The sequence below is a fragment of the Pelomonas sp. V22 genome, assembly GCF_030014915.1.
Taxonomy (GTDB): Bacteria; Pseudomonadota; Gammaproteobacteria; order Burkholderiales; family Burkholderiaceae_C; genus JAUASW01.
This window is the reverse complement of record NZ_JAGIXS010000001.1, coordinates 920,874-938,729: the sequence shown is the minus strand read 5'-3', so window position 1 is coordinate 938,729 and position 17,856 is coordinate 920,874. Positions and strand designations below refer to the sequence as shown.

The following is a 17,856-nucleotide window of genomic DNA, read 5'->3' as shown; positions in this document are numbered from 1 at the left end:
ATGCTGGCGACCGCGTCGCTGCTGGCCCAGACGGCCGATCTGGACCTGGTCATCCGCCATGTGCTGGCGGGGCTGGGCCATGGCCTGCATGCGGGCCGCGAGCGCGGCGCAGGCGTCGAGTTTTCCGAGTACCGGGCCTATGTGCCGGGCGATGAATGGCGGCGCGTGGACTGGAAGCTGCTGGCCCGCGTGGACCGCTACTACGTGCGCGAAGCTGAGCGCGACAGCCATGTGGCGATCTGGCTCTTGCTTGACACCAGCGCCTCCATGGCCGAGCCGAGCCGCAGCATCGAGGGCCTCACCAAGCTCTGGTTCGCGCGCACCGTGCTTGGCTGCATCGCGGCCGTGGCCCAGCGCCAGGGCGATGCCTTCGGCCTGATCCTCGCGGGCCAGGACCGCGTGACCTTCACGCCGGCCTCGCGCGGGCCGCGCCAGCTGCACAAGGTGCTGGCGCAGCTGAGCCGGGTGGAGGCGGGCGGTGGCTTGCCTGATGAGCCCACGCTGCGCGCCCACCTGCACTTCGCGCGCTCGCCGAGCCTGATCTTCGCGGTCAGCGATTTCCTCGATTGGCCCTCGCCGTTGTCCGAAGCGCTCTTGCGGCTGCGCCACCTCTCGCATGACGTGCGCTTGCTGAGCCTCTCCACGCAGGCCGAGGAAGAAGCCAGTTTCGCCAGTGGTGGCGCCTACCGCGACCCCGAGCAGGCGGAAGGCCTGCATCGCTTCGACGCCGAGGCAAAGGCGGCCTATCGCGCGGCGCGCGGTGCTCATTTCGAGGCGGTGAAGACCCAGTGCCGGCAGCACGACATGCCGCTGCTCACGGCTTCGATTGAGCAAGCCGTGGGCTCGGTGCTGCGCAGTTGGCTGCAATTGGCGGGGCGGGCATGAGTTCGGCCTTTGTTGCTTGGTGGTGGGCTTTGCCCGTCTTGCTGCTGCCGATCTGGTGGCACCGCGAGAAGCGCCAGCGATTGAAGGCCGAGCTGCTCGCCACCGCTCGCTTCTTGCCCAAGGCGCCGCCGCAGCAGCAGCGCGTGTGGGTCTGGGTCGAGCGCCTGCTGCTGCTCATCCGCTGCCTGCTGCTGATTGGCGTGATTGCGTGGCTGGCCGAGGTAGCCTTTGCTTGGCGAGGCGATACCGTCCTGGTGACCCGCGGCACCGATTCGGCCTGGGTCGAGGCGCAGATCAAGGAGGCCGGCATGCAGGACGCGCGGCGCCTCGAGCTGCCCGAGGGCGATGCGCTCGCCTGGCTGGCTGCGCACGAGCGCGAATGGCAGGCCGAGGCCCGCTGGCTGCTGCTGGCCCGTGGCGATGCCGTGCCCATGGCCATCGAAGCGCCGAAGTTCGCCCACCCACTGGCGCTGCGTGTGCAGCTCGTCCCGCTGCCCGCCGAGAAGCGAGAGCGCCGTATCGTCATCGCCAGTGAGCGTGCCGCCGAATGGCGCGCTTTGTTCAAGGCCTATGAGAGCGCAGGCCAGGGGCGGGATCGCTACCTGATCGACGAAGCACCGAACGAAAGGACCGAGCTGATCGTCTGGGACAAGCCCGAAGCCCCCGACGCACGCTGGCAGGCGCCGCTGTGGTGGGCCACCGAACGCAGTGCCTTGAAGACGAAAGAGGGCGCGCGCGCCGCCGTGCTGGCCGTGGATGCAGCGGCCCTGCAGGACATCACTGCCGCGCGCTCGCTCTACCAGCGCTGGCAGGCACTCGCGCATGCGCCCGAAGCCTATGCCGCACCCACGATGACGCTGGCGGCTGCAGCGGGCGCCACGCCGGCTCTGCTGCCCATTGGCGCGCTGCACGCCTGGCTCGCGCCGCTGCTGGCCCTGCTGTTCGCGCTGGAAAGGGGGCTCGCGCATGTCCGCCGCCGCCGCTGACGCCTACCCGGCCCTGCAGCCGCGCCTCTTGCGCGCGCTGACGTTGCGGCGTTGGCCCTGGTGGCTGGCGCTGCTGCTGCCCTGGCTGCTCTTGCGCTCATGGCCGGGCTTGCTGGTCGCCGTGCTGGTGCTGGCCTTCGATTTCTGGCGCCTGCGCCAACAGGCGGCGAGACAGTGGCCGCGCTGGCTGGACGCTGCCGTGCCGGCGCTGGAAGACAGCAGTGCCTTGCTGCAGCAAGCAGAGTCACCGCTGGCCCGCTTGCAGCAGCAGCGCCTCTTGGGCCGGCTCGCGCAGGCGGTCGATGCCGAGGCGCTGCGTCGCATCGCCAGCGTGCAGGCTCGCTTCGATTGGCGCTGGTTGGCGCTGAGCTTCGCCGCAGCGGCGGTGCTGTGGCTGTGGCCGGCTCGTTCGTCCGGTCTTGCACCGCAGGCGATGCCAGCTGCGGCGGCGGCCGCCAACGAGTTGATGCTGCAGGTCACGCCGCCGGCCTACACCGGCATTGCCGCCTACGAGACCGCGCCCAAGGCCTTGCAGGTGCCCGAGCACAGCGAGATCCGCTGGTGCCTGAAGACCGGGCCCGCAGAAGCCGCGTTCATCGAGCTGAGCGACGGCAGCCGACTGCCACTCTCACCACGCTGCGCGAGCTGGCAGGCCAACGAGGCCATGTTCTGGCGCTGGCAAGGGCAGCGCTACACGGTGCTGGTCACGCCCGACCTGGCGCCGCGCATCACCATCGAATCACCCGATGAGCTGATCCAGGTGCTGGCCCGCGAGGCACGCTCGGCCCGCATCGCCGTGACCGTCAGCGATGACTACAGGATCGACCGCGCCAGCCTGCACTTGACGCTGGCGCGTGGCAGTGGCGAGAACATCCGCTTCAGTGACCGCGAGATGCCACTGCCGCAGTCCAGCGACCCGCGCCAGCGCCGCTGGGACAAGACCTGGCTGCTGTCCGAGCTCGGCATGGAACCGGGCGACGAGCTCTACTTCTTCGTGCGCGTGGCCGACAACGCCGCGCCGCGCCCGCACATCGTCAGCTCGCCCACCTACACCTTGCGGCTGCCGGGCCTGCAAGCGGCCGAGACCGAGAGCTCGGCCCTGCCCATGCTGGCCAAGCCCGAGAACCTGCGCAGCCAGCGCCAGATCATCATCGACACCGAGCAATTGCTCGCCGAGCTGAAGGCCAACCCGCGCTTTCCGCCCGGCCAGCTGCGCGCACGCAGCGAAGCAATCGCGGCCGACCAGTCGCGCCTGCGCCTGCGCTATGGCCAGTTCCTCGGCGAGGAGTCCAGCCTGTTTGGCGATGACCATGGCGATGAGCATGGGGGCCAACATGGTGGTGATGAGAAGCAGGACATCCTGCACCGCTTCGGCCACGCGCATGACCAGGCCGAGAACGCGACGCTGTTCGATGAGGCCACCAAGAAGACCCTGCGACGCGCGCTCTCGGCCATGTGGGACGCCGAGAAGCAGCTGCGCGCTGTTTCTCCGCAGCCGGCCCTGCCGCACGAATACAAGGCGCTGGAGGCGATCAAGCAACTGCAGCAGGCCGACCGCATCTACCTGCACCGCACGGCCTTCGCGCCACCGCCCATCAAGGAAGAAAAACGCATGAGCGGCGATGCCGTGGGCACGGCACCCTACCGCCGCGAGCAGGGCGCGGCACCTGAGACCGTGCCGGCGCCGCTGCGCGAATTGATGTCCGCGCTGGACAGCGAGCAGGCCGCCTTGCCGGCCTTGTGGAGCCGCATCGCGCAGGACTGGATACGCGAACGCATCCGCACCGACGAAGACCGCCTGGCCGCCCAGCGTGCGCTGCAGGACGTGATGGACGGCTGCGGCACCTGCCGTCCCGCGTTGCGCGCCTGGCTGCGCAGCGGCATCACCGAAGCCGGCGTGCGCCTGCAGGCCGAGCCGGCCACGGCCACGCCCTTCAGCAAGGCCTGGCAGCAAAGGCGTGTGCCATGAGCGGGCCCCTGCTGCTGGCAATCGTGGTGGCGCTGATCGGCCTAGCGAGTGCCGGGCTCTACCTGCGCTCGCGCCAATGGGTCAAAGCCGCACTGGTCTTGCTCGCGGCGGCGGGCCTCGCCTTGTTGGTCGCCGATCCGACCGTGCCAGGCGAACGCGCGCAGGCATCCGCGCGAGCGCCTGCTAGCGAACCCAGCATCCAGCTCGACTTCCCGCGCCAGCTGGCCCTGGGCCGCACGTTCAGCTTGACGCTCAAGCGCAGCCAGCCGCTCGCCAGCTGGCGCCTGCAACTGCTCGACGAAAACGGCAGCCTGCTTGCGCAGACCAGCGCCAGCGGCGCTGAGGCGAGCGTGAGCTGGCTGCCGCCGGTGGCTGAAGCCATGGTGCTGCAGGCCCGCGTGCTCGATGCTGCCGGCAAGCCGTTGGAGCAGGGTCCCGTGCCACTGGACGTGCGGGAAAGTGTGCCGCTGCAGGTCCAGGGCCGCTTCGGCGCACCGTCCTTCGACGCGCAGGCGCTCAACCAGCTGCTGCTGACCAGCAATGCCAATCTCGATTGGCAACTGACCCTGGGCAAGACCGTCACCCGCGCCGAAACCCCGCGCAGCACCATGGCCGTGCCCGAACTGATCGTCATCGACGCGGCCCACTTCGAGAGCCTCGCCACCAGTGCGCGCCAAGCCTTGCTGGCGCAAGTGGGGCAGGGCGTGCCGCTGGTTGTGCTGGCCGGCAACGCCCGCGATGCCGGCGTGTGGAGCCGTGAGCTGCTGCTGCCGCTCTCACCGCAGGAACCTGCCGTTCTGCAGCCTTTGCCGGGCTTGGAGCTATCGACGGTTGCGCTGCGGCCTTCATCCAATGCGCGCAGCGCCTGGAGCGCCAACGCGAGCGACAAGCCCTGGCTGTGGCATCGCCCCTGGCAGCGGGGCCGCATCGTCTGGCTCGGCCTCAGCGACTGGCACCGCCACGCGATCAACGCGCCGCAGTTGCTCGGCAGTTGGTGGCAGACCGTGCTTGACCAGGCCGGCTTGCGGCAGCAGCGCGAGGCGCAATGGGTGTTCCCGGATGCCATGCCATTGGTGGGCGATCGTGCGGTGGTTTGCCTGCGCGGTGGGGCGGGTGAGCTGACGGCGGAGGTGCCCGCTGACAAGGTACGGCTGCAACTGCAGCGGCGTGCGGATCGGGCCGACGATGCCTGCGCGGCGCTGTGGCCGCGTGCTGCGGGATGGATGGTGATTGCGCCGGCGGATGGCAAGCTTGCGTCGGCGCGGATGTATGTCTTCAGCCAGGACGCTTGGCCGCAATGGCAGCGGGGGATCAAGCGCGAGGGGGCGGAGGCGTTGGCAGCGGCCGCGGCGCTTGCGGCGGCGCATTCAACTGCCGCGGCCGTGCCAGTGCCTGCGTGGCTGTTTGCGCTGCTGTTCGGCCTTGGGGCGCTGGCGCTGTGGTGGCGCGAGCGGCGGTGATGGGCGGGTGAATCAGAAGGGCCGGCGTCGGACAACTCACATTGCCCTCGCCCGGCGGCGAGATGCCCGCTGCGTTGATGCAGGTCTTGTCGCGCCAGCGCCATGCCGGTCGCTGAATGAGGGGCGTTCGTCGCTTCGGCAAGGCAAATGTGTCACGCCTCCGGCATCCTTTTGTTCATCGGTCGGCATGGTGCCGACCAAAATGAACGGCCACCCGCCACTCCATTCCCAGCGTGCCACGCACGTTATGACGAAATGGTGCGGGTCGAACTTCGCTGCGCCGGCCCGGTCGGCTGATGGTGCCGCCGAGCAATCACCGCCTGTTTCGGGCCATGGTGGCCCTTCGCTCTTGCTTCTCAATGAAATCAAGCGCACCTGCGCTGTAACCGAAAGAAATTGCCTGCAATGAAATACACCCTTCAAAAGATCTTTCTGGCTGTTTTCTGTGGTGCGTTCATTTTGGGCGGCCTGGTCTATTCGCTCCGCGTTCTATCCGGCGATGGACGGCTCGACGACCTCATGATTAGCGTGCCGTTCATGGTGATCGGCCTGCTGGTCCTGGTCACCCAGTGGCGCCAGATCAGCCGTTTCCAGACCATGAACTACCAGTGGTACTGCAAGACCTATCCCAAGCATGCGCAGTCGGGCCGCCTGAGCTGCTTCGCTTGCGGAGGCAACCGGGTCCAAGTGCGCGCGCTGATGAATCGAACCTTTCATCGCGAGCACTTCTGCCCGCAGTGCGGCAAGACCCTGTATTTCTCTCCCGAGCAAGGCTGACGCTGGAGGCGAAATTCGCCACGGGTTCGGCGAGGAATTGAGCGGGCCTGCAATGCCGGCTTGTCAGGCCGCCTCACATCTGTCTGAAATTTGACATGCCGTCACGACGGCAGAGCGTCTCTGAGCGCCGCGATGTCGCAGAAACGGCCGGGCCTCGCGAGACCTTCTGATGCTGCGAGAGTCGGTCTGAGTGGCGGGCTTGTCGCCCGGAGCTTCACCTCCATCAGCGCGGTACGTGCTTTCGCCACATGGGCCGGGCCCCGCGCGCGGCCCTGATCTGTCTTCAGTGACCCTGGCAAAGTCCGAGTATTTGGAAGCTGTTACCGTCAACCCTGTTTTCTGTTCAAGCAACCACGCCTCTCATCACCATGCTGTTCAATCCGATTCAAGTTGGCCCCCTGACCCTGCCTAACCGCATCCTCCTGGCACCGCTGACCCGCACCCGTGCCGACGCTGGCCACATGCCCAACGCGCTGATGGCCGAGTACTACAGCCAGCGTGCCACCGGGGGCCTGCTGATTACCGAATGCACCATGGTGGCGCCCGGGACATCGGCCTTCGTCAATGAGCCTGGCATCTACAACGACGCGCAGATTGCAGCCTGGAAGCAGGTGACCGACGCGGTGCATGCCAAGGGCGGACGCATCTTCATGCAGATATGGCACGCTGGCCGCGCAGCCTACCCGGGCGCCGCCGATGGCGCGCCCATCGTCTCCAGCAGCGCCACCGCCATCGAGGGCGAGATCCACACGCCCCAAGGCAAGGTGCCGCACGCGGTGCCGCGTCCCCTCGCCGCCGAAGAGATTCCTGGCATCGTGGCCGCGTTTGCCCAAGGCGCACGCAACGCCATCGCCGCCGGCTTTGATGGCGTGGAAGTGCACGGCGCCAACGGCTACCTGATCGACCAGTTCCTGCGCGACACGCCCAACCAGCGCAGCGACGCCTATGGCGGTTCGCTGGAAAACCGCGCGCGCTTGCTCTTCGAAGTCCTCACCGCCGTGACCGAGGCCATCGGTGCCGAGCGTGTGGGTTTGCGCCTGTCGCCGCTCAACAGCTACAACAGCATGAAGGACAGCGACCCGGTGGCCCTCATCGGCTTCCTGGCCGACAAGCTCAATGCCTACAAGCTGGCCTACCTGCACGTGATGCGAGCCGACTTCTTCGGCGTGCAGAAGGCCGATGTCATGCCGGTAGCGCGTGAGAAGTACAAGGGCGTGCTGGTAGGCAACATGGGCTACAGCCCTGATGAAGCCGAGGCTGCCATTGCCGCAGGCAAGCTCGACGCGGTGGCCTTTGGCACAGCCTTCCTTGCCAACCCAGACCTGCCTGCACGCATCAAGGCCAAGGCACCGCTGAACGCACCTGACTCCAACACGTTCTACACCGGTGGTGCCAAGGGCTACACGGACTACCCGACACTGCAGGCCGCGTAAATCACCGCCCCAGAAGATCGAAGCAGCGAGCCACTGTCTGCGCATGGCTCTGCGCTTCGGTCTTGCGAAGTTGTGAATCGATGGCGTTTACCGAAAGTTCTGCGCCCTGACGAGCGGGGCAAGCCTGATGTCAGGCCCGCCGAGCCACCCCCTTGGGAAATGGAGCAGCATCAATGGCACTGACGAAGAAGGGCGAGTTCTGGTACGGGACGACGTCCGGCGACACCCAAGCCGAACTGCGCAGCTACAGCATTGAGAATCGCCATGAGGCCACCCGGTTTGCCGCGTCCAAATGCGATTGTGGTTGCCGGACCTTTGCGCTGCAGACCGATGAAGAGGCCGGTGTGGCCATCCGCACCTGCACCGACTGCGGGCAGGAACACCTGATGGGCGACAGTGCAGAGCATGTTGAAGGAGCCGCGCCCGAGACGCACGAATGCCTGTGCGAGAACGAGGTGTTCGAGCTGATGTCCGGCGTCTCCGTGCACCAGGGCACCCATGACGTGCGCTGGTACTACATCGCTTGCCACTGCGTGGAATGCAAGCTGGTTGCCGTGTTCGCGGATTGGCCGTGTGAAGCCGGTGACGCGGCGGCTTTCCTCGCCAAGGTCTGAGCGGCCGCCCCCCCAGTCCTTCGCGTGTGGGTGTCGATGCTTGCGGCTCAATGAACCCGCAGCACTTCGAACTGCTGCCTGACGGAAGCGATCTGTATCGACACCTCGTCGCCTTCACACTTGCCCAGCAGGGCCCTGGCCAATGGGGCTTCGCTGCTGATGACCTGCACAAGCTGATCCTCGATCACCAAGCTCATGCTGCCCCCATCCAGGCCGAGGAAAAGATGCTGCTGCTTGCCGTCTAGGTCCACCAGGCAGACCAGCGCGCCGAGCTGAATGCCTCTGCTGGCGTCGTAGGGGCTGGGGCGGAATTGGCGCCAGTTGGCCATCGCCTGGCGGATGGCCTCGGCGCGACGGGCCTGCCCGGTGGCCAGGTAAGCAGCTTCGAGCCCCAGCGTGTCGTACTTGTTCTCGGCGATGTTCTCCTCGTGAGTCGCCGTTTCATGCGCCGCGCGGGCTGCGCGTTCGACATGCAGCAGGTCTTCGGCGAGCCGTTCCAGCACCTGTTGCTGCAGCAAGAATTTATCCATGATGAGAAGTGGGGAGGGCTGCAAGAAAGCAGAGCACTTGATTGTCGAGGTGCCCGTCACGAACGTCAGCATCCGTGACTCGTGGCAGTATCCGGTCAGTCGGTATCCTTCGAGGACCAACCAACCGGCGCTCAGGTCCTGGCAGTGCAAACGACCAGACCAGCGACCCGGGATGGCATCGACCTTGAGTTCTTCGGTTCAACCGTGGTGGAGTGAGTGAGATTGAAACAAAAGCTGATGGGGTTCTTGCTGGCTCTGGCTTTCGCAACAACTGCGGTTGTTGCGGCGGACTCGGGGGTTGCTTACCCGCCGCCGCTGCAGCCGGCGGCGCAGGATGCGAAGGCGGCCCGGCTGGCTGCAGAGCTGCTTTCTCGCTTTCATTACAAGGCCGTCCCGCTTGATGATGCCTTGTCGAACAAGATGTTCGACCAGTATTTGAAGGCGCTGGACCCCGAGAAGCTCTACTTCCTGCAATCGGACGTCGACCGCCTGGCTGTCGATAAGAGCCGGCTGGACGACGCGATCCTGGGCGGGGACTTGCGGGTGCCCTTCGAGATTTTCAATCTGTACGAACGCCGGGCCGTCGAGCGCATGGCCTATGCCCGCAGCCTGCTGCCCAAGGGCTTCGATTTCAGCGGCGATGAAACGCTGATGATGGACCGCAAGGACCAGCCCTGGCCCGCGACCGAGGCGGAATCGCTGGACCTGTGGCGCAAGCGCGTGAAGAACGATTGGTTGCGGCTCAAGCTCGCCGGGCAGGACGATGCGGCCATCGCCAAGGTGCTCGACAAGCGCTACGACAGCGCCGAGAAGCGCATCGGCAAGATCAAGGCCACCGACGCCTTCCAGGCGTTCATGAATGCCTACACGACGGCGATCGAGCCCCACACCAACTACCTGGGCCCGCGCGCCGCAGAAAACTTCGACATCTCGATGCGCCTGTCCCTGGCGGGCATTGGCGCCGTCCTGACCGATATCGACGGCTACGCCACCATCCGGGAATTGGTGGCCGGCGGGCCCGCCCTCCTGTCTGGGAAGCTGCAGGTGGGCGACCGCATCGTGGGCGTCGCACAAGGTGAGAACCGCCCCCCGGAAGATGTGGTCGGCTGGCGCCTGGACGACACGGTCGCGCTGGTGCGTGGCGCCGTGGGTTCGACGGTGCGTCTGGATGTCCTGCCCGCCGACCAGGGGCCTGATGCGCCGATGAAGACCGTGGTCCTGGTCCGCAAGACCATCACGATGCAGGACAGCGCGGCCAAGGGCAAGGTCTATTCGGTGGCGACGGGTGAAGGCAAGCGCTTGATCGGCGTGATCACCCTGCCATCGTTCTACGAGGATGTGGACGGGCTGCGCAAGGGTGACAAGAACTACCGCAGCGCCGGGCGTGACGTGGCGCAGTTGCTGGCCGACATGAAGGCCCAGAAGGTGGAGGCTGTGCTGATCGACCTGCGCAACAACGGCGGCGGCTCGCTGCGGGAGGCCGTTGGCCTGACCGGCCTGTTCGTCGGCAAGGTGCCGGTGGTCCAGACCCGCAATGCCCGCGGCGAGATCAGCGTCGAAAGGAACGTCAATACCGGCGTGGCCTGGGACGGGCCGATGGGCGTGCTGATCAACAGGTCCTCGGCTTCAGCGTCAGAAATCTTCGCGGCCGCGATTCAGGACTACGGCCGGGGCCTCATCATCGGCGAACCCAGCTTCGGCAAGGGGACGGTCCAGACCGTGGCAGACCTCGACCAGATCGCCAAGAATGCGAGCCCCGTGTATGGCGAATTGAAGCTGACCATCGCGCAGTTCTTCCGGGTGAACGGGGGCACGACGCAATTGCGCGGCGTGACACCGGACATCAGTCTTTTGGCCAGCGGCGACGAGGCCTCGCTCGGCGAATCGAGCTATGGCAACGCCTTGCCGTGGACCCGCATCCAGGCGGTGGACTACGTGCCTGTGGGTCTGGTCACCGCCCAGGTTCCGCGCCTGCTGGCGTGGCACGAGAGCCGGGTGCAACGCGACCGGGAATACCAGGGCCTCCTGGGCGATCTTGCCAAGGCCCAGGAGCGTCGCAAGAGCAATGTGATTTCGCTCAACGAAGCGAAGCGGCGCAAGGAGCGCGCCGATGCAGAGGCTCGACTGAGCGCCATCCTGGGCGCTGGCGGCAGCGGAGCGGCTGGCGTGCTGGCGGACGATGGCTTGCAGTTCAACGAGCGCAAGCTCAGCAAGGACCTGGCCATCGAGAAGACGCAGAAGTCCGTCGTCGACGTGCTCCTGAATGAGGCGGTCAGCATCCTGTCGGACAGCGCTGCCTTGAAGGAGGGCAAGTCTCAGATGGAAGCGAGCGCCCTGTCGACCCGCCCCGTCGTGCTCACGTCACTGCCCGCCGAGCCCAAGAAGCAATAGCCGGTCTACGGTCCTCGAGGTCTCCGAACGTCCCTACCGGCGCGCCAAGGCTCAGGGCCGCTACTTCGGCTGCAACAAGCTCATCACCTTGGTCGTGATGATGTCCACCGCCGGCCCGTTGGCGCCGTGCGGCAGGATCACGTCGGCGTTGCGCTTGGTCGGCTCGATGAACTGCTTGTGCATGGGACGCACGGTTTCCAGGTACTGGTTCATCACCGACTCGGCGCTGCGGCCACGCTCCGACATGTCGCGCTGCAGCCGGCGGATGAAGCGCACGTCCGAGGCCGTGTCCACATAGATCTTCAGGGACATCATGTTGCGCATCCTGGTGTCGTACAGGGCGAACAGGCCCTCGACCACGATCACCGGCGCGGGCTTCACGGTGATGGTCTTGCTGGAGCGGTTGTCGGCCGCGAAGTCGTACACCGGCATCTCGATGGCCTCGCCCTTGCGCAGCGCGGCCAGGTGCTGCGTCATCAGCGGCCAGTCGAAGGCATCGGGATGGTCGTAGTTCTGCTTGCGACGGTCTTCCGGCTCCATGTGGGACTGGTCGTTGTAGTAGTCGTCCTGCATCACCACGGCCACGTTCTCCGCGCCGATGGCGGCCAGCACCTGGCGCGTGACGGTCGATTTGCCGCTGCCGCTGCCCCCTGCGACACCGATGACGAAAGGCTTGTGAGAGGTCTTGGGCATGAAGAGGTCGTACGGCGGGCTGGAAAGCCGCTATTTGACCAAACATCCTGGGCGACCCCTCTAGAGGCAGGTCACCAGCGAGCCCGGCGCCTGCCGCCGGCTCAGCGTGTCAGCCCCGATTCATCTGGCGTGATGCCGTCCTTCAGGCTGTAGCGCGAGCCGATGGCTGCCACCAGCGCGGCCTCTCGGGGCAAGCGCAGCTGCTGGCGCAGGCGGTACACCGCCTCGAAGCCCGTGCAATGGGCACCCAGCAGCCATTTCACGCCGAAGGCCTGCATCTGCCGGCCCGTCCATTCGAGCCGTTCATCCTTCAGCTGAAAGAGGTGGAAGCCGCCGACAAGCGCCACGATGGGGCGGCCGGGCACCACGCGCTCTTGCGAGTACGCCATGGTGTTGACGACGCCCGCGTGCCCGCAGCCGGACAGCAGCACCGTGCCCTTGGCCGTGTTGATCGCAATGGCGGAGTCCTCGGGAATCGTGTCCTCCATCGTCTCGCCGTGCAACACCAGCTTGCCGCTGCCGGACCAGTTGCGTTCGGGAAACTTGCGCGGCACCGGGCCGCTGAACCACAGGCCCGGGAGGAGCTCCACGGGCTCGTCATGCGCGATGAACTGGATGCCGAGCTTCTCCATCTCGGCGCGATGCTGCAGCAGGTAGTTGGACTCCGCACCTGAATGCGGACGGCTGGCGAAGGCGGCCGAGGCCAGATGCACACGGCTCATCGCTCGTGGGTTCTTGGCCCGGAGCGCTTCCCGCAGCGAGAGCAGGCCGCCGGTGTGGTCGTCATGGTTGTGCGTGAGCACCACCTCCTTCACGTCGGAGAGATCAATCCCCAGCGCCTTCGCGTTCTCGAGCACGGTGCCGGGAGCCAGCCCGGTGTCAACGAGCAGCTTGCGCCCATCGGCCTCCACCAGGGCCGAGAAGCCCCATTCGCCCCGCGTGCCGTAGTCGGCCACCATTGTCGAGAGGATGGTGATCTTCAGGGCCTGGACCTGCGCGGGTGCGGCGGCAGCAGCCGCGAAGCTGCCGGGGACGGCAATGCCGAGGAAAAGGGCTATCGCAATGATCACGCCTCGCATGCAGGGCTCCAGGGCTGTCGGGGGGTGCGCGGAGCTTACCCGCAAGCTGCTCGTGCCCGCCCCATCGCAAGCCCTGAAGCCTTCGATAGCGCAGCCGTCGCCCAGCCGTCAGAATCCGCCCATGCTCATCCCCGGTCGATGCCACTGCGGCAACATCCATTTCGAACTGCTCTGGACACCCGAGCCCACGCAGATCCCGGCCCGTGCCTGCGGCTGCAGCTTCTGCCTGAAGCATGGCGGCGTCTGGACGGCCTGCGCCACCGGCGCGCTGAAGGTGCGGGTGCGAGACCCAGCGGCGGTCAGCCGCTATGCGTTCGGCACCAAGACGGCCGAGTTCCATGTCTGCGCGGTCTGCGGCGTGGTGCCGCTGGTGACCAGCGAGATCGAGGGCCGGCTGTATGCCGTGGTCAGCATCAACGCGATGGAAGGGCTGGACCCGGCGCGACTGGCGCGAGGCACGGCGGACTTCGACGGTGAAGGTGTGGGCGACCGGCTCGCACGCCGCCAGCGGAACTGGATTGCTGATGTGGAGTTTGTGCCGGCCGCAAACGGCTGACGCCTCCGCTCAGGCCTGCCGCATGGCGCGGCGGCGGTAAAACTGCAGGATCACGTCTTCGAAATTGCCGATCAGCAGCCGGGCCACGCCATCGGCGTACCAGTTGAACTGGGTGCTGACGCGGTAGCGCATCTGTATGCGCAGCTCGGTCGTCTGTCCTGCCTTGGGGGTCAGGGTGTAGGCCGTGTCGATCAGGTCGAAGTAGTGGCCGCCAATCGTCACGTGATCGTCCAGCGCTCCCGGCGGGATCGAGTCCTTCTGGAAGCGGTAAGTCCAGCGCACGTGGCGGTCCTGTTCCCATTCGGCGGCGACCTGTTCGAAGTGGATGGCCTTGCCCATCGTGACTTTGCGAACCCTGCCTTCGGGCGAGGTTTCGGTGACGCCGGCCAGCGGCAAGGGCACGCCGATGCGATACATCCAGGCATGCTCGACCTCATCGGGGCGGATGTCCCGCGTGCCGTGCAGCTCTTGCCAGATTCGCTCGGGCGGGGCCTCGATCTGCACGGTCCGCTCAATCACCTGGATGCGCGCTGGATTGGGTAGCGGGGCAGGCAGGCCGCCCAACAGCAAGGGCAAGGCGGACAGGCTGAGCGCCACACCTCGTGGGCTCATGGTCAGCCGGCAGGCGATGCCCATGATCAGGCCGCCCGCCGCGCCCAGGAGGCCGAACAGAGGCAGGACGATGATCGCGCAGATGGCGCCTTCGATCAGTATCAGCAGGGTGCCCAGCACGAAGAGCGAGTTGGCCAGCACTGGTGCCCAGAGGTAGTAGCGCCAGGAGCGCCGCTGCCTGGTCTCTGCGACATAGACCGCGAGCCCGCCAACGGCCACCGGCACGAAGTAGATGAAGGCCGTATCCATCGCCGTGAAGGCATTGCCTGCATTGCCGGAGAAGATCAGCCGCAGGACTATGCCCAGCAGGGCGCCGCTCAGGAAGGGCCACCATTTCGCAAACGGCAGGGTGCGTGGCGGCAGTCCGGCGGGCTCACCGGATCCTGCTGGGGGCTGTTCAGGGCTGTCTGTTGGGCAGTTCATCACGCCGATATCTCGGTGGGTTCAAGCTTGATGGGAGGATCGCCTGCCGCGCTAGCCGGTGCGAGGACCACCAACTCGGGGCGTGCCGGAAGGTCGGCCGGCAGGCGCAGCATGCCTACCAAACCCACACGCTGCAGTGCAAGGAGTGCCAACCAGCCCGGATCCCATTCACCCGCGTAGAGCCCCAGCCGTGCCGAGCCGGGGAAGGCATGGTGGTTGTTGTGCCAGCACTCGCCCATTGTCAGCAGGGACGTAAAGCGGACGTTGCGGCCTTGCACCGCCGCGCCGCGCACCTCGTGATGCATGGCCCCGTGGTTGTGGGCGAAGTAGCCGATCAGCCAATGGCCGAAGACGCCGGCCGTGATGCGAGCGCAGACGCCCCAGAAGACCCAGGCCCAGCCGCCGCAAAGGTAGAAGATCAAAGCCACCGGCACTTGCTGAGCCATCCAAGTGCGTTCGATGAAGCGGTAGAAGCGATCGTTGGCGATGCGGGTCTCGATCTCGATGTCTGGTGGATGGTCCAGCCGTATCTCACAGCACAGCTGCCACCAGGCATCGACCCAGAACGAGCGGCCGTGGCGCAGGTAGTCGTGGCAGTGGGTCAAGCGCTGCGCGTAGTCGCGCAGCTCGTGCTGGCGCAGCAGGCCCAAGGGCCCGGCCAAGCCGACCTGCACACCCAGATAGACCAGCAGGTACTCCAGCCAGCGCGGGCATTGGAAGCTGTTGTGAATCAGCTTGCGATGGCTGCCAAGCGAGTGCCCGAACAGCAGCACTGTGCCCGTGGCGACCAAGAACAGCAGCAGGGCGTTCCAGCTGAAGAACAGTGCACCACCGATGCCGGCGGATGACGCCATGCCGATGAACCACAAGGCCTTCAGCGGCGCGAAGCGAACTTCGCCGGCCGTGACGGCACCGAGGGTGGCGGCATGCACGCGGTGCGTTTGTAGGCTCTGGGGAAGCGGGGTCGGGTCGAATGGCACCAGGGTTCGCAGCCTGACTTGTTGGGTCGGGCCGTATGGTGCCATCCGTTGGTGGGTTAGGCCATCTCGTCGCGCAGTTCTTTTGCTGCCGCCACCATCTGCCGCAGCGCTGCCTCGGTCTCCACCCAGCCTCGCGTCTTCAGCCCGCAGTCCGGGTTGACCCAGAGCTGTTCGGGCGGGATCACCTCGGCTGCCTTCTTCATCAGGCGCAGCATCTCGCTGCTCGAGGGCACGCGCGGCGAGTGGATGTCGTAGACGCCGGGGCCGATCTCGTTCGGGTAGTTGAAGTCGCCGAAGCCGCGCAGCAGTTCCATGTCGGAGCGGCTGGTCTCGATGGTGATGACGTCGGCGTCCATTGAGGCGATCTCGGGCAGTATGTCGTTGAACTCGGAGTAGCACATGTGCGTGTGGATCTGCGTTGCATCGCCCACGCCGCTGGCTGACACGCGGAAGGCGCGCGCCGCCCATTGCAGGTAGGCGCGCCACTCGCTGCGGCGCAGCGGCAGGCCTTCACGGATGGCGGGCTCGTCGATCTGGATGATGGCGATGCCGGCGCGCTCCAGGTCCTGCACCTCGTCGCGGATGGCGAGGGCAATCTGCAGGGCGGTGGTGGCGCGCGGCTGGTCGTCGCGCACGAAGGACCATTGCAGGATGGTGATGGGGCCGGTCAGCATGCCTTTCATGGGCTTCGGGGTCAGGCCTTGCGCGTAGGCGGTCCAGTCCACCGTCATCGGCTTGGCGCGCGACACGTCGCCGAACAGCACGGGCGGCTTGACGCAGCGTGAACCGTAGGACTGCACCCAGCCGTTCGCGGTGAAGGCAAAGCCCTCGAGCTGCTCGCCGAAGTACTCGACCATGTCGTTGCGTTCGGCTTCGCCGTGCACCAGCACGTCCAGCCCCAGCGCCTCCTGGCGGGCCACGGCCTCGGCGATCTCATGCTGCATCGCGTCCCGGTAGTCGGCCTCGGCCAGTTGCCCGCGCTTGTAGGCGGCACGGGCGGCGCGGATCTCGGCCGTCTGCGGGAAGGAGCCTATGGTGGTGGTCGGGTAGACGGGCAGGCGCAGGCGGTCACGTTGCAAGGCCTGGCGCGCGGGGAAGGGCGAGTGCCGCTGGTCGATCTTGGCTGGCAGGGTACTTAGGCGTTCAGCGACCTCGGGGTTCTGCACACGGCTGCTTGCGGCGCGCTTGGCCAGCGCGCGGCGCGAGCCGGCCAGGGCGGCGGCCACTTCGAGGCGGTGGCAGTCCCACAGGGCGCGCTCCAGCAGCTTGACCTCGGCCAGCTTCTCCACCGCGCCGGAGAGCCAGCTGGCGAGCTCGCTGTCCAGCGCTGCGTCCTCGCGCAGGCTGATGGGCACATGCAAGAGCGAGCAGGAGGGGGCGATCCACAAACGGCCGCCACGCTGCCACTGCAGCTTGCGCAGGGTCAGCAAGGCCTGGTCGAGGTCCGCGCGCCAGATGTTGCGGCCATCGACGATGCCGACCGAGAGGTCGCGCTCCGCCGGCAGTTGTGCGGCCACGGCCACCAACTCTTCCGGCGCGCGCACGCCATCCACATGCAGCCCGCCTACGGGCAGCTCACAGGCCAGGGCCAGGTTCTCGCGCAGCGGCGAGAAGTAGGTGGCCAGCAGGATGTGCTGGCCGGCAGCGGCCAGGGCGGCATAGGCCTGGCGCAGCGCCTCGGCCCAGGCCGGCGGCAGGTCGAGGCCGAGCACCGGCTCGTCCATCTGCACGCAGGTCACGCCGCGTGCGGCGAGGCGGGTCAGCAGGTCCAGGTAGACCGGGACCAACTGCCCGAGCAGGCTCAGTCGATCAAAGCCTTCATGCTTGGACTTGCCCAGCCACAGAAAGCTGACCGGCCCCACCAGCACGACCTTGGCGCTGTGCTGCAGCGCCTGCGCCTCGGCCAGTTCGGCAAACAGGCGTTCGGCATGCAGGCTGAAGTCGGAGGTGGCATCGAACTCGGGCACCAGGTAGTGGTAGTTGGTGTCGAACCACTTGGTCATTTCCAGCGCATGGACCTCGGCCGCTGCATGGCCCGCGCAGCAGCTGTGGCTGTGTTCGCCAGCCTCGCCGCGCGCCATCGTGAAGTAGCGCTGCAGGGCCGGTTCCTCGCCCGTGAAGCCGAAGCGCGCCGGTTCGCTGCCCAGCAGTTGGATGTGATTGGCCATGTGGTCGTAGAAGGCGAAGTCGCCGACCGTGACGAAATCCAGGCCGGCCTCGCGCTGCAGGGCCCAGTGGCGGGCGCGCAGCTCGCGGCCCGTGGTTTCCAGCGCCTCGGCCGTGATCTCGCCGCGCCAGTGGCGCTCCAACGCCTGCTTCAACTCGCGCTGTGCGCCCATGCGCGGGAAGCCGAGGGTATGAGTACGAATCATGTTTGCAATCGAATCGAATGAATGAACCGGGGGATGTTCCCGGATCCACCTCTATGATTCAAACGAAACCTTTTGCTGATCACTCTGAATCTCGCT

Annotated in this window: 15 protein-coding genes; 9 read left to right on the top strand and 6 right to left on the bottom strand. The window is 66.6% G+C overall.

Going from position 1 to position 17,856, the window contains the following annotated elements; translation table 11 throughout:
- From J7U46_RS04270 to J7U46_RS04240, 7 genes are all read left to right on the top strand, one after another.
- Positions 1-885 carry a DUF58 domain-containing protein gene (locus tag J7U46_RS04270; protein WP_282823590.1) on the top strand — a complete coding sequence of 295 codons (885 nt, stop codon included), beginning with the start codon at positions 1-3 and terminating at the stop codon, positions 883-885.
- The gene (locus J7U46_RS04265) at positions 882-1,871 is read left to right on the top strand and encodes a hypothetical protein (RefSeq protein ID WP_282823589.1); all 990 of its coding nucleotides are present in this window, start codon (positions 882-884) and stop codon (positions 1,869-1,871) included. Before J7U46_RS04270 ends, J7U46_RS04265 begins: the two co-directional genes overlap by 4 nt.
- The gene (locus J7U46_RS04260; protein ID WP_282823588.1) at positions 1,852-3,840 is read left to right on the top strand and encodes a hypothetical protein; all 1,989 of its coding nucleotides are present in this window, start codon (positions 1,852-1,854) and stop codon (positions 3,838-3,840) included. Before J7U46_RS04265 ends, J7U46_RS04260 begins: the two co-directional genes overlap by 20 nt.
- Complete coding sequence (locus J7U46_RS04255; protein ID WP_282823587.1) at positions 3,837-5,300, top strand: hypothetical protein; 1,464 nt, start codon at positions 3,837-3,839, stop codon at positions 5,298-5,300. The genes J7U46_RS04260 and J7U46_RS04255 overlap by 4 nt, the downstream gene beginning before the upstream one ends.
- A gap of 405 nt (positions 5,301-5,705) precedes the next feature.
- A complete protein-coding gene (locus J7U46_RS04250) occupies positions 5,706-6,077 on the top strand; it encodes a hypothetical protein (RefSeq protein ID WP_282823586.1) in 372 nt (123 codons plus the stop codon).
- Positions 6,078-6,445: 368 nt separating this feature from the next.
- Entirely contained in the window at positions 6,446-7,510 is a 1,065-nt protein-coding gene (locus tag J7U46_RS04245; RefSeq protein ID WP_282823585.1) for an alkene reductase, read from the top strand.
- A 173-nt stretch (positions 7,511-7,683) separates the two neighbouring features.
- Entirely contained in the window at positions 7,684-8,124 is a 441-nt protein-coding gene (locus J7U46_RS04240) for a hypothetical protein (protein ID WP_282823584.1), read from the top strand.
- Positions 8,125-8,171: 47 nt separating this feature from the next.
- Here J7U46_RS04240 and J7U46_RS04235 read toward each other — a convergent pair whose 3' ends face one another.
- Positions 8,172-8,654, bottom strand: coding sequence for a GreA/GreB family elongation factor (locus J7U46_RS04235; protein WP_282824964.1), 483 nt, complete (start codon positions 8,652-8,654; stop codon positions 8,172-8,174).
- A gap of 237 nt (positions 8,655-8,891) precedes the next feature.
- Here J7U46_RS04235 and J7U46_RS04230 point away from each other — a divergent pair, with 237 nt between their 5' ends.
- Positions 8,892-11,045, top strand: coding sequence for a carboxy terminal-processing peptidase (locus J7U46_RS04230; RefSeq protein ID WP_282823583.1), 2,154 nt, complete (start codon positions 8,892-8,894; stop codon positions 11,043-11,045).
- A 60-nt stretch (positions 11,046-11,105) separates the two neighbouring features.
- Here the strand turns inward: J7U46_RS04230 and udk are convergent, their stop codons facing one another.
- Both udk and J7U46_RS04220 read right to left on the bottom strand, forming a co-directional pair.
- The gene (gene udk / locus J7U46_RS04225; protein ID WP_282823582.1) at positions 11,106-11,738 is read right to left on the bottom strand and encodes a uridine kinase; all 633 of its coding nucleotides are present in this window, start codon (positions 11,736-11,738) and stop codon (positions 11,106-11,108) included.
- Between the two features lie 101 nt (positions 11,739-11,839).
- Positions 11,840-12,817, bottom strand: coding sequence for an MBL fold metallo-hydrolase (locus tag J7U46_RS04220; protein ID WP_282823581.1), 978 nt, complete (start codon positions 12,815-12,817; stop codon positions 11,840-11,842).
- 121 nt (positions 12,818-12,938) lie between these two features.
- Between J7U46_RS04220 and J7U46_RS04215 the strand changes: the two genes are divergently transcribed.
- Positions 12,939-13,373: a hypothetical protein gene (locus J7U46_RS04215; RefSeq protein WP_282823580.1), complete on the top strand. Its 435-nt coding sequence runs from the start codon at positions 12,939-12,941 to the stop codon at positions 13,371-13,373.
- A gap of 9 nt (positions 13,374-13,382) precedes the next feature.
- Here J7U46_RS04215 and J7U46_RS04210 read toward each other — a convergent pair whose 3' ends face one another.
- The 3 genes from J7U46_RS04210 to metE form a co-directional block, all read right to left on the bottom strand.
- The gene (locus tag J7U46_RS04210; protein ID WP_282823579.1) at positions 13,383-14,408 is read right to left on the bottom strand and encodes an SRPBCC domain-containing protein; all 1,026 of its coding nucleotides are present in this window, start codon (positions 14,406-14,408) and stop codon (positions 13,383-13,385) included.
- The gene (locus J7U46_RS04205) at positions 14,408-15,340 is read right to left on the bottom strand and encodes an acyl-CoA desaturase (RefSeq protein ID WP_282823578.1); all 933 of its coding nucleotides are present in this window, start codon (positions 15,338-15,340) and stop codon (positions 14,408-14,410) included. Before J7U46_RS04205 ends, J7U46_RS04210 begins: the two co-directional genes overlap by 1 nt.
- Before the next feature lie 104 nt (positions 15,341-15,444).
- Positions 15,445-17,760, bottom strand: coding sequence for a 5-methyltetrahydropteroyltriglutamate--homocysteine S-methyltransferase (gene metE, locus J7U46_RS04200; protein WP_282823577.1), 2,316 nt, complete (start codon positions 17,758-17,760; stop codon positions 15,445-15,447).
- Between the last annotated feature and the right edge of the window lie 96 nt (positions 17,761-17,856).